This window comes from Salinivibrio sp. MA440 (genome assembly GCF_001996265.1).
Classification (GTDB): domain Bacteria; phylum Pseudomonadota; class Gammaproteobacteria; order Enterobacterales; family Vibrionaceae; genus Salinivibrio; species Salinivibrio costicola.
Map to the genome: position 1 here is coordinate 53,219 of NZ_MUFI01000014.1, position 12,149 is coordinate 65,367.

Genomic DNA, 12,149 nt, shown 5'->3' on the forward strand with positions numbered 1-12,149 from the left:
ATTATTTAGCGCTCGCGTAGTGCGTTTTCTTTTGCCCGTAAAATAGGATTGAGAAGATAATCCAACACCGTGCGCTTGCCGGTAATAATATCAACCGAGGTCAGCATGCCAGGAATAATCGGCATCGGCGTGCCATCATCCCGCGTTAAGTGCGATGCCTCAGTCCTGATTCGCACGAGGTAAAAGCTATTCCCTTCTTCATCCTGCGTGGTATCGGCACTAATGTGCTCCACTTTACCGTCTAGCCCGCCATAGCGGGTAAAGTCATACGCGGTGACTTTTACAACGGCCGGTAACCCAGGATGTAAAAATGCAATGTCTTTGGGCAAAATTTTCACTTGTACGAGCAGCTGATCTTCAGTGGGTACAATTTCTATCACATCTTCCCCGGGGCCCACGACACCACCCAATGTGTTGATGTGCACCGTTTTCACCGTGCCATCGACAGGTGAAGTAATGACGGCTTTGTTCACTTTGTCTTGTGCCCCGACGGTCGCCTCTGTGAGTCGAGACAGCCGTGCCTCGCTTTCACTCAGCTTGGCCCGTGTCTCACCAATAAACTGCAAAGCAGCCTCACGGCGTTTTAAGATAGATTCATCTAACGCTGCTTTAATTTTAGGCCGCGACAGTTTTAAGTTGGTCAGCTCACCCTGCATATCATTGATCTGTCTTTCCAGTTTGAGAAGCTCCACTTCTGAGACAATCTTCTTTTTTACTAAAGGACGTGTGATATTGATCTCACGATCCATAATCGATAACGAGTTAGTCAGCGTTTTTATCTTGGAGCCCACTTCTTCTAACGCTTGACGTTTCTGAACGATTTGTTGTCCCTGAATCTCCAGTTGATTGCGCAGACTGTCCAGTCGGCTCCGATATTCCGAATTTTGCCGTGCAATTAACTGGGGTTTACGGCTGGTGAGTGAGTCAGGAAAACTGATGGGACGCGGCACAATCTCAATTTGTTGCTGCCATGGCTGGCTAGGTGGCTGCAGAATGACACTATCAAGTTCACTGTACATGCGCGTGACCGAAGCCCGCAAACTGTCAATTTCTTGCTCTTGCTGAGCCAGATCAGAACGAAAGCGGGTGGCATCAATACGCGCGAGAGGCATCCCTTTTTCAACCAATTGCCCTTCATCAACATACATCGCCTGCAAAATGCCACCATCTAGGCTTTGGATCAGCTGGACATGAGAAGGAGGAATGACTTTACCACTGCCCCGAGTGACCCGATCCAGCTCCGCCACCGCGGCCCATACAATAAAGCTTGCAATCAGCAGCAAGGCAACCCAAACCACCGCACGGTACTTGAGCGGGGTATCTGTCATCATCGCGCCATAAACATCGTCAATCATGTCGAGATCAGCGGGTTGGCTGGCCTTTTTAACGACCTTGCTCATGACGCATTTCCTTTGTTGAGCTTACTGAGGACTTTGTCGCGCGGACCATCCATCACAATGCGTCCTTTGTCCATCACAATCACCCGCTGCGCGAGGTTGAGCAGTGACATGTTATGGGTCACCATCACCAGTGTTCGTGATTTGGCCGCCACTTCCATGGCTTTAATAAATTGGTTTTCAGCGTGTGCGTCTAAACTCGCCGTCGGTTCATCCATCACCAGCACAGGCGGCTCATTAAGCAACGCCCGTGCTAAAGACACCGCCTGCCTCTGACCGCGAGAAAGGCGTTCGCCACGCTCTCCCACCTGTTTATCTAGGCCTTCATGGTCTTGCGCGGTAAACAAACTCACGCCTGACAGCTGCACGGCGCGCATCAGCTGGTGCTCAGTGACTTGGCGCGTACCAAACATAATGTTTTCGCGAATAGTGCCATGAAACAGCGTCACATCTTGTGCCAAATAGCCCACGTTGCGACGCAAATCTGAAGGATGGATTTGACGGCTATCGACGCCATCAAACCGTAAACTGCCTTGGTTGGGCTGAAAAAGGCCGGCTAACAGTTTGAGTAACGTGGTTTTACCCGAGCCATTTTTACCTAAGATGGCGATTACTTCACCCGGCTGAACGCGAAAATTCAATGGATAAAGCGCCGGTTTTTCCGTCTCTGGATAATTAAAGGCCAAGTTATCGGCACTGAGTTCACCTTTAAGGCGTTTACGACTGACAAGGTGCCCTTTATCAGCAAACTCATCCTCTTGCTCCATCATCGCATTCAGTTGGCGCAGCGAGGTGCTGGTTTGATTCCAACGGTTGAGCAAGCTCGCCATTTGCGCCATGGGTGATACCGCTCGGCTGGAAAGCATCACTGCCGCGATGATCCCCCCCATGGAGATATCGCCGTCCGCCACCCGGTACACCCCCAGGATCACCACGGCGATCGCCATCATCTGGGTGATGAAAGTGGCAATGTAAGAAACGTTATTGGTGATTTGTTTGACTTTAAAGTTCCAATTCGCCGTGTGCGCGGTCATTTGCTGCCAACTGCGCTGCACGATGCCTTCGGCGCCATTGGCTTTGATGCCTTCCAACGCCGATAAACTTTCAATGAGATGGCCATGGCGCTCAGACGCGTATTTATTACTCTCTTCAATCGCTGCGCGCAATTTGGGCTGGACCGAGATGGTGTAGCCCAAGATCAGTAACCCAGCCACGACCGGCACCATGGCCAGATCGCCCGCGACTAGATAAATAATCGTGATAAAGAAAACCGCAAACGGCAAATCAACCAAGGTGGTGATAGTAGCCGAGGTGAGCATGTCTCGCACAGAGTCGAACTCACCCAACTGTTTGGCCGTGGCCCCCACACTGCCGCCACGATTGGCCAGCGGCGTACCCATCAGCCGTGCAAACAATCGAGACGAAACAATAATATCGACTTTCTTCCCGGCCATATCAATCATGTAGGAGCGCAACTTGCGCATAATAAAGTCAAAACAGTAGGCCAAGGTGGCGCCGCTAGCTAACACCCACAAGGATTCAAACGCCAAATTAGGAACGATCTTGTCATAGACGTTCATTACGAACAGCGGCGACACTAAAGCAAAGAGGTTCACCAACACGGAGGCGAGCAACGCATCGCGATAAATAGGCGCAGCGTCTTTGACCGTTTGCCAAAACCAGTGGATTTTATTGTCGTGCAGGTGTAAATCGACCGACTGATCACCGCGGTACTGGCGCTTAATAAAAAAGCAATATCCGACATACATCGCCTCAAGGGCTTCAAGCTGCATGGTTTGCTCGCCGCCATTTTCGGGCAACTGAATCAGGGCAGTGCCTGCCTCATTATCAATTTCACGCAGCACACAGGCTTTTTGATCTGCTAACAGTAACACGCAAGGGAGCAGTAACGGTCCTAAGTTATCCAGGTTGCGACGTGACAAGCGTGCGGCCAAACCGGCGCGCCCTGCCGCTTGTGGAAACATATCGGGCGTGAGTAGCGCATTGGTCATCGGCAAGCCCGCAACTAACGCATCCCCCGAGCAGGGGGTGCCATAGTGTTCGGTCAGCAATACCAAACAATCTAGCAAGGGATCGTCGGTGGGCTGTTCGCCCGCTGCGATTCGCCACTGCACCGATTGATTATTATTTGAAGGGTCAGTCACTTACATCTCTCTTTTGACCGAAAACAAAAGGCAGCGACATGATAGCCGCTGCCTGAGGGTGATTACCAGTCTGTATCGATCTCAATATCATCGAGGGCTGTCATGTCGGAGGATACCGATATGGTGCCATCACCATTATCATTGATGGTCAAAGAGCCTTTCTCACCTTCAATCAGCGTGTTAAGCACCACTTGACCGCCTTCTAACTTGACATTGGTAAGTTCAATTGTCTGATCCGCGTCCTCTTTTTTGTCATAGTCAAACTTCAGCGTCACATTCACCGAATCATCATAAGGCTTCGTATCATTCATGGTGACACTAAAGCGACTAAAGTCTCCATTCACCTCATCACCTTTGAACAGATCATTTAGATTTAGAGTGTCCTCAGCGGAGAAATCACTGACCGTGTCGGTGTATTCATGACCATTTTGTGAATTCACATCATCCATTGACCAGGAGAAGGTATCTGCCCCCTCAGAACCGGTAAGCATATCGCTGCCACGGCCACCGACGATAATATCATCACCTTCTCCACCACGAACCTGATCATTTCCATCCCCGGCATCAATATAATGGTTATCTGTTGTTTGCCAATCTGACTCAAATTCTGACATCCAATGAACCTCTGGCCCATTAATGCTGAAGTTTTCGTCATTAATGACAACTTTTTCAGACCCGCTTAAACCGACGTTTAGCGATAACCAACCGACGCCAGCGCTACTAAGCATATCAATTTGATCAACACCATCACCGGTTTCTATTGAGTGGTTTTGTGGTTCCGGCACGCTTGCCAGTTGCACAGAAAACTCACCGGACGCGGAATCACCATCACCATCTACAACATTGTATGAAAAGTCGATATCAGCATCACCGTCTGGTGTCTGCATATCTTGATATTGGTAAAACTCCCACTTTCCTGTTGCTGGGGTCAGCTGAACTTCAAAGACCAATGCACCGTTTTCATCAGTTGCAATAAGTCGGTTATTACCATCGAGTTCAGTTGTGATCGCTAAACCTTGCTCAGTGCGCAAGCCACCTTCAACACCGTCAAGTATGACAGCACCTAGTCCATCAGCCCCCGCATGATACTGCAATGTGCCATCAGCCACAGCAATTGCTTGTTGGTCCGATGCGCCTGTGAAGGTAATCGACTTGACAGTTAGGTCACTATTGTCTTGGCTACTACGGTTTCCATTATCAGTCGCTTCAATGGTGATTATGTCAAAACCACCTTCTTGAATATCGAAGTTCTTCGCGAAGTCACCGCTTGTCTCATCGGACGTGAATTCTCTTTCAGCGACCAGTTCGCCATCTCGATAGAAGCGTGCAATACCAGACTCGAGCTCTCCGCCATACATTTTTGAGAACTCAATTTGAGCGCCGTAAGCCACTTTGCCATTTAATGAGAAAATGAGCTGCTCAGACACACCTTGGCCTGTTTCCGTGATGCGATATTCGATCTCATTGGACAACGGATGACCGTGTTCGTCAGGATTACTTGGCCATGGCCAAGGAGTAGACGAAGAACCACTATCAACACCAATACCATCAGACGATAAATTAACTTTGTCGTATTCAAGTTGAGTGTTGTAGTCATTCGCAAACCCGAGGGCAGTCACCGTAACATCATCAAGGGTGAGACGGTCTCCCGAGCCTTGCCCTGTGAACGAGACTTTGCCTATCAGCACATCGGGAATATCCTGCAACTCGACCGGTACAACCTCTACCGCTATAGTTTCGGGGCTGTCATCCTCAATAGTGACACTTAACGGCTTACTCAAGTCAGTACGGTTATCATCGTTTACGACGACACTAATAGGAAGCGACAATGTGTCTTCCATCTCTGTGTCCGGATGATCCAGAGGGCTATGTAGCTCGACATCATAAGTCCATTCAAGACTTCCGCTCATTGGCTCATTGAGCGTGACAGTTATGACAGGATCTGTCGCATTTGTATGACCCAACAAACGGTTTGTAGATGCATCCCAGGTCCAAGCTACCGTTTCACCGTTTGAGGTCAATCCGCTGCCGCCGGCAAGTGCGACGGTCATATCTCCTGAACCGCCTGTTACGGTAAATTGACCAGAACCTGAAACACTATTCGTTGTATCCGTCCCAGATGGCAATGAATCCTCAATACCGCCTGCCAGTCCTTCTTCAGAAACAGTCACTTCAGAAACAATAGTTATTGTAGGTGTGGTGTCGAGCACGGCGCTGTCGCTGCCTTCTGCCGAGGTGTTGCCGAACTGGTCTTCCAGCACCGCTGTCACGGTGAGGGTTTCACCTTCCGCTGGCGCATCGAACGAGGTCGCGACGCTGCCGTTGCTGATGTCGGTGTCGGCCAACACGATGTCGTTGGTGGTGGTGCCATCGCTGACGCTGATGGTGTCACCGGCCACGGCACCCGCTGGCAAGTCGACGTTGACGTCGACCTGGCCATCGAGCTCGTCACTGCTGATCACGCCATCATTGTTGGCGTCTTCGGTGATGGTGACCGTCGGCGCGCTGTTGTCCTCACCCGCCTGGGTGTCGAGCGTGTGCGTGGAGGTCGCGGTGCTCTCTACCGTATTGCCCGCGTCATCCGACGAGCTAACGACCACCTCGAACTCAGTGTCCGCCGCCAGGTCGCTGCCGGCCACGTCTACACTCCACTCGCCGTTTTCATCCACGGTGGTGGTGTAGTCTTCGCCGTTGATGGTCATGGTCACCACATCGCCTTCGCTGATGTCGCCACCTGTCGCCGTACCGGTGACCGTGATAATCTCGCCCGCTTCTTGCGCGTTGATCACGTTATCGTCGGTGATGTTGTTCACGCTGACCGTGCCGGCCTCAGCGCTAGTATCAACCTCAGCTTGATCACTCCCCGGCGCGGAGGTGTTGCCGGAGGTGTCGGTAATGGTGGCTTCTACGGTTAATGTTTCTCCGTCTGCAGGAGTGTCTGGCAGTGTGATGGTGACGGTGCCGTCTATGATATTTTGCTCGGTAATCGCCGAGGTTTGACCATTTACGGTTAATACATCGCCCGGATTAGCACCTGTATCGGACAGATCGATCATTACCTGGATCCCATCACCAAGCTCTTGCCCACTAATAATGCCATCGTTGTTAGCATCATTAACAATGGTCACGCCAGGGATTCCGGGAGCGGTGGTGTCAATCGCAAGCCCCGCTCCTCCTTCTGCATCGCTACCAATCGCCCCGTTGTTGGTTGCAAGCGAATCAGTATCAAATCCTGAGCTTGCAATGGTCTCGCTTCCATCACGCTCAACATTGACATAACTCCATGAGCCACTGCCGGCTGGAGCGTCACCACCAGCGGCGGTCGCTTGGTCATCTTCAATGGTGATCTCACCTTCACCATCAAGGATTTGTTGCTGAATCTCGGCTATTTCATCTTGAACATCTTGCGGCAATCCATCGAGCACGGCGCCGGACTGCTCTCCCTGAGCCTCAACGGCGAGTAATGTTCCGTCGCTAAGTACAATAACAGCCTCACTGTTATCTGGTAGAACCAGCTCGGTTCCAGACGGAAAAGACGTACCTTCGGTCACTGTCATTGGCGTGCCATTGACAAGCAGTACACCATTTCCCTGGATACTTTCGACGTTTACATTGCGAGAGAGCGAGATTGATTTCATAGCCGGGACTCTTTATCCATAAAAAATGTGAGGTGCATTCAAAGTCTATCACTTGCATTATCTAAGGAATTAGACTTCTTCGAAAGCAATTTTACGCCGAAATGTGCACTTTGTACGGCTCAAAATTGAGACAATACGTAAGTATAGGTGGGTGTTTGAAACGGCGCGAAACTATGCTCTCAAACCATGCCCTTAAAGTATGCTCTTAAATGTCACTATTAACGGGATTGAGTGTTTTATCTCTTAGTCACATCGATGCATTACGGTTGAACTGGCTTTTTCGATGAAGTCTTGGATGTAATCATCTCTTTGTCCCTCGCGTACACCCAAATGGATCGATTTATGAATGCCTGTTTTGCCCATGCGAATAATATGTAGGTTTAAACGCTGTTGATATTCCAAAGCCAGCCATTTGGGGAGTGCCGCGATCCCGCGCTCAGCGGCAACCATTTGCAGCATGATATCGGTTGTTTCTATGGTTTTGTGTTTGCGCGGTGCACAGTGCGCCGGCGCCAAAAACTGGGTAAAGACATCTAGACGCGATTGATCAACAGGGTAGGTAATCAGCACTTCCTGTGTTACTTGCTGAGGATCAACATGGTCAAACGCCGCGAGTGCACTTCGTCCGCTCGCCACCAGCACCTGTTCGTAATCAAACACGGATACGTATTCTATGCCTGGTTTAAGTAAGGGATCGGGTGTGACGAGCACATCAACCTCATGGCCAAACAATGCACCTAAACCACCGAATTGGAACTTTTGTTTGACGTCAACATCCACATCCGGCCATTGATGTAAGAAAGGCTCAACCACCTTGAGCAACCACTGATAACAAGGGTGACACTCCATGCCGATGCGCAATGTACCGCGCTGGCCTTGAGCAAATTGTTTAAGCTGCTGTTCAGCGTGCTCGAACTGAGGAAGCATACGCTCAGACAGCGTAAGCAAGTACTCACCCGCTCGCGTGAAATGAAGCTGCCGTCCGGATTTTTGCCACAAGCTAATCCCGAGCTGGCTTTCTAGCTTTTTCATCGCATGGCTAATCGCGGACTGGGTGAGATAAAGCGTCTCTGCGGCTGCGGTAAGCGACCCTTGCTCTTTGATCGCTCGCAAAATATGAAGGTGGTGACGTTCTAACATGTCTATTCCATGACTAAAATTCATTGACTGATGAAATAATGCCATTTTAGTTCATAACGAGAAAGCCCTATGCTGAATTCAATCAAAAAGGAGGACGTATAGATGGCTAAAATTCATAATCTCGGCTTTCCACGTATCGGCGCCCAGCGCGAACTTAAATTTGCACTCGAGCGTTACTGGCGTGGTGAATCATCCCAACAAGACTTAACCGATCTTGCGAAAGATCTGCGCCGCAGTCACTGGCAACAACAAAGTGAACTCGACATCGCTCCCGTTGGCGACTTTTCATTTTATGACCATGTACTCGACACCAGCTTTTTAGTCGGCAATGTCCCTGACCGTGTGGCTGCCCATCAAGATAACACCCTGGATAACTACTTCCGCGTCGCTCGTGGCCGCTCGGCAAACGATAGTGCTTGCCAGTGCGTGCATGCCGGTGAAATGACCAAATGGTTCGATACCAATTATCACTACATCGTGCCAGAATTTACCGTGCAAACAACGTTTAGTCTTCATGCTGAAAATCTATTGACGCAAATAGAAGAAGCCAAAATAACCGGTATAAACACCAAGCCAGTTTTAGTCGGCCCCGTGACTTACCTTTGGCTGGGCAAAGAAAAAGATACATCGAACAAACTGGATCTGCTCGATAAGCTCTTGCCCGTGTATCAAACACTGCTGAGCAAACTGGCAGAAAAAGGCATTGAGTGGGTCCAAATCGATGAACCGATCTTAGTCACGGAGCTCGCGCCTGAATGGCAGACGGCGCTAAAAACCGCGTATCGTGCATTAAGCCAAACCAAGGTCAAGTTATTGCTGGCGAGCTACTTCGGCGAGCAAGCTGAAAATCGTCCATTGGCGCAATCGTTGCCCGTTGACGGCTGGCACTTGGATGCTATTCGTGGCCGAGGGGATGTGGATGCATACCGTGAAGTGCTTAGCGATCAACACGTCCTGTCTCTGGGTGTAATTAATGGTCGTAATGTTTGGAAAACTAACCTTGATGCCACGTTAGAATGGCTCGAACCGATTCATCAATCTCTGGGGGATCGCCTCTGGCTCGCGCCGTCTTGCTCTTTGCTTCATGTGCCGGTCGATTTGGCGAGCGAACAAAAGCTCGATCCTGAGGTAAAAAACTGGCTTGCCTTTGCGTATCAAAAGCTAGAGGAGCTGGATGTACTCGCGCGCGCCCTTAATCACGGCCGTCAAACCGTTCAGCCCGCGCTGGACAATAACCGTGAGGCAATAGAAAGCCGTCAGCAATCACCACGCGTACACAACCCTAAGGTGCAAGCCGCATTAGCAGCAATTACACCACAATTAGGGACACGGCAGCGTCCGTTTGTAGAGCGCATTCGCTTGCAACACGAGCAGCTCAACCTGCCACGCTTCCCGACCACCACCATAGGCTCATTTCCACAAACCAGTGCCATTCGCCAAACGCGCTTGCAATACAAGAAGGGCGACATTGATGCCGCCACTTATCAAGACATTATGCGCAAAGAGATCGCCCATGCGGTGGAAAAGCAAGAAGCGTTAGGGCTCGATGTGTTAGTGCATGGTGAGGCTGAGCGTAATGATATGGTGGAGTACTTTGGCGAACAGCTGGATGGGTATGTGTTCAGTCAGTTTGGCTGGGTGCAATCGTATGGCTCTCGCTGCGTGAAGCCGCCGATTTTGTTTGGTGATATTGAACGCCCTAAAGCAATGACAGTGGAATGGACCCAGTACGCGCAATCTCTGACGGATAAGCCGCTGAAAGGCATGCTTACCGGACCGGTCACCATTCTTAATTGGTCATTTGTGCGTGATGATCAGCCACGATCACAGACCTGTAACCAACTGGCGCTGGCGATCCGCCAAGAAGTGCAGGATCTTGAGAAAGCTGGCACTCAAATCATTCAAATAGATGAAGCGGCGCTGCGTGAAGGTTTACCGCTGCGTCGCAGTGAGTGGCAAAATTACCTCGATTGGGCAATCAACGCGTTTAAAATTGCCGCCAACGGCGTGAGTGACGAGACGCAAATCCATACCCATATGTGTTATTCCGAGTTTAACGATATCATCGCATCCATCGCGGATATGGACGCCGACGTGATCACCATAGAGACCTCTCGCTCGGATATGGAACTGTTGGACGCATTTGATCACTTTGACTATCCCAATGACATTGGCCCTGGCGTGTATGACATTCACTCCCCCAATACGCCAAGCCAAGCGCAAATTGTTGGGTTAATGGAAAAAGCCGCCGCCCGTATTCCTGCAGAAAGATTGTGGGTGAACCCAGATTGCGGCCTAAAAACCCGCCAATGGGATGAGGTTATCCCGGCATTAGAAAACATGGTTGCAGCGGCGAAAGCGCTTCGTCAGTGACGCTGCATCAGTGATACTGCGTCAGTAGCGCGAAGATCAAAACATCGTCAAACAAAAAAACGCGCCACGGATTGCTCCGGTGGCGCGTTTTTTATTCACATGTTATTGGCTAATACGAATATCAGCGCGGCGATTAATAGTACGCCCTTGCTCGGTGTGATTGGCAGCAGCAGGCCGTGTTTCACCTTGGCCGCTTAGCGTCACTGTGTTGCCATCATCCGACGAAATAAAGGGGACAACGGCGTCCGCTCGTTGTTGTGACAATTGCTGATTATAGTGTGCGCGGCCGATATTATCGGTATGGCCGGTGACCGAGATCTGTGATGGGTGCTTTGCTAACGTCTGCGCTAAGCGTTGCAAAATCGCTTGGCCTTGGGAAGAGACACGCGACGTATCGAAGTCAAAATGCACACGCGCTACCGGCGAATTGGGCGCTTGCTGCCAGTAAGCATGACTTTTAATAAAACTGGCACACTGTGGCGACACATCAAGTTCATCAATTTGTGCGACCAGCCACTGGTGATTGGCGGTGGTTTGGGGGACAACCGCGAGTAGTTTATTATCCTGATAGGTGCGCGCGATGACGCCCTCACCGGTCGTCACCTGATAACGTGCCGCCCCTTCTTGCATGACGCAGTAGGTATCAAATAAGGCGTCATTCGCCCACACGATATTGGGAAGGCTCAGTACGAGTGCAATTTTGATCCATTTAATCATTGAATGCTCCTTGTTATGGGGCGAGATGGCCGATTTCTTCAGTAATAAGCTCGAGGATTTTATTTTTTATTTCCACGAAATTATCTGCCTTAAAGACATTATTTTTTTTAACACACTTAGTTAACCCAATATCGTTAGACACTTCATAACCAAAAGCGATCATTGCTATTCTAGCTTTAACACTCTCTGTTTGACCATTAGCTTTTTTAGACTCTCTTGATTCGAGTTTTTTTATTATATTATCGCACAGACCTAAGTTGACGAGAGAACTCATTCTATTCTCCTGCCTGTACGGATAATCTTTTCCATCAGACAATATTATAATCAATTGCCGCGGGTTCGGGTTAGAAATAGAATAAGCCATATATGCAGCATCAATTAAACCTTGATAAGATGCAGTTGTCCCTCTTCTTGGCTCGAAGCTACTAATCACCCCACCTATTCTTGATGAGAAATTACTAGTGATTGATATCCTATAAAAAGGAGGGTTATTATTTACTGAATAACATTCCTTATCATTAAAAATTGATTTTAACGTATTGCTCGAGCTTGAATGCCAATGGTTTAAGGCACAATATTTATCATTTTTAGGGTTGTGCATAAAGGTATTGTAATCATAGGCTGTGAATCCAGCCCTATTCAACATGGCATCATCTCGGCCAGCTAATATGCTATTGAACTTCAATAACTCATCATTTATATCTTGAATGGTTTTAACC

The 12,149-nt window shown here is 49.5% G+C and carries 6 protein-coding genes and 1 pseudogene; 1 reads left to right on the forward strand and 6 read right to left on the reverse strand.

From position 1 onward, the window contains the following. Window positions 1-5: 5 nt before the first annotated feature. The 4 genes from BZG80_RS06435 to BZG80_RS06450 form a co-directional block, all read right to left on the reverse strand. Window positions 6-1,400, reverse strand: a complete 1,395-nt coding sequence (locus BZG80_RS06435; RefSeq protein WP_077678986.1) for an HlyD family type I secretion periplasmic adaptor subunit — start codon at window positions 1,398-1,400, stop codon at window positions 6-8. Next, window positions 1,397-3,562, reverse strand: a complete 2,166-nt coding sequence (locus tag BZG80_RS06440; protein WP_077577132.1) for a type I secretion system permease/ATPase — start codon at window positions 3,560-3,562, stop codon at window positions 1,397-1,399. Before BZG80_RS06440 ends, BZG80_RS06435 begins: the two co-directional genes overlap by 4 nt. A gap of 62 nt (window positions 3,563-3,624) precedes the next feature. Then, window positions 3,625-7,200 (reverse strand): Ig-like domain-containing protein, encoded by a 3,576-nt coding sequence (locus tag BZG80_RS06445; protein ID WP_077678987.1) that lies wholly within the window; start codon window positions 7,198-7,200, stop codon window positions 3,625-3,627. A 243-nt stretch (window positions 7,201-7,443) separates the two neighbouring features. Beyond that, window positions 7,444-8,340, reverse strand: a complete 897-nt coding sequence (locus tag BZG80_RS06450; protein ID WP_198532927.1) for a LysR family transcriptional regulator — start codon at window positions 8,338-8,340, stop codon at window positions 7,444-7,446. A gap of 102 nt (window positions 8,341-8,442) precedes the next feature. On the opposite strand from BZG80_RS06450, the gene metE reads away from it, so the two are divergent. Further along, a complete protein-coding gene (gene metE, locus BZG80_RS06455) occupies window positions 8,443-10,713 on the forward strand; it encodes a 5-methyltetrahydropteroyltriglutamate--homocysteine S-methyltransferase (RefSeq protein ID WP_077678989.1) in 2,271 nt (756 codons plus the stop codon). Between the two features lie 102 nt (window positions 10,714-10,815). Here metE and BZG80_RS06460 read toward each other — a convergent pair whose 3' ends face one another. Continuing rightward, window positions 10,816-11,430 carry an OmpA family protein gene (locus tag BZG80_RS06460; protein WP_077678990.1) on the reverse strand — a complete coding sequence of 205 codons (615 nt, stop codon included), beginning with the start codon at window positions 11,428-11,430 and terminating at the stop codon, window positions 10,816-10,818. Window positions 11,431-11,443: 13 nt separating this feature from the next. Then, window positions 11,444-12,149, reverse strand: a pseudogene (locus BZG80_RS15880) (hypothetical protein); the annotation flags it as partial.

What these genes read in the sequence shown, in the direction of transcription:
- BZG80_RS06435 (WP_077678986.1), bottom strand. Translation starts at nt 1,400, where the DNA reads ATGAGCAAGGTCGTTAAAAAGGCCAGCCAACCCGCTGATCTCGACATG.
- BZG80_RS06460 (WP_077678990.1), bottom strand. Translation starts at nt 11,430, where the DNA reads ATGATTAAATGGATCAAAATTGCACTCGTACTGAGCCTTCCCAATATC.
- BZG80_RS06445 (WP_077678987.1), bottom strand. Translation starts at nt 7,200, where the DNA reads ATGAAATCAATCTCGCTCTCTCGCAATGTAAACGTCGAAAGTATCCAG.
- BZG80_RS06450 (WP_198532927.1), bottom strand. Translation starts at nt 8,340, where the DNA reads ATGTTAGAACGTCACCACCTTCATATTTTGCGAGCGATCAAAGAGCAA.
- metE (WP_077678989.1), top strand. Translation starts at nt 8,443, where the DNA reads ATGGCTAAAATTCATAATCTCGGCTTTCCACGTATCGGCGCCCAGCGC.